This window comes from Flavobacterium sp. NKUCC04_CG (genome assembly GCF_019345525.1).
Lineage (GTDB): Bacteria > Bacteroidota > Bacteroidia > Flavobacteriales > Flavobacteriaceae > Flavobacterium.
Genome location: NZ_JAHKRA010000048.1, coordinates 1 through 621, shown reverse-complemented (window position 1 = coordinate 621; position 621 = coordinate 1). Strand labels below are relative to the sequence as shown.

Sequence of the window (621 nt, the reverse complement as noted above, 5' to 3'; positions counted from 1 at the left end):
TTGACCAATACTTATGTAGGAGGTAACGTTTATTACGACGGAACTCAATTCACTTATATTGATCAAGCGGGTAATACCCACATCATCAATTTCGAAGACATCGTTCAAGCCAACGAAACCTTGACTATTTTGTCTTACAACAGTGCAACAGGTATGTTGACGTATCAAGATGAGAAATCGAATTTGACTACTTTAGATATTAAAGGAGCGATCGACAGTTTTGAAACAATTACAACTTTAACACCAAATTATACTGCGGGTACGATTACTTATGTGAACGAAGCGGGTGCTAGTGTAACTGTAGATATCAAAGCCATGGTAGCTGCCGGAGCAGAAACCATCACTACTTTGGTAAACAATCTAGACGGTACTTATACTTATACTTCTGAAAACGGTACTGTAACTACGATTGACGTACCGGCTGATGTAATCAACAACTTTACGGACATCATCACCAATACTACGGTATTGGAGCAATTGATTGAAAACTTGACCAATACTTATGTAGGCGGTAACGTTTATTACGACGGAACTCAATTCACTTATATTGATCAAGCGGGTAATACCCACATCATCAATTTCGAAGACATCGTTCAAGCCAACGAAACCTTGACTATTTTG

The 621-nt window shown here is 38.5% G+C and carries 1 pseudogene; it reads left to right on the top strand.

What is annotated here, in order from left to right:
• Window positions 1-621 (top strand): annotated as a pseudogene (locus KO524_RS15170) (hypothetical protein); the annotation flags it as partial.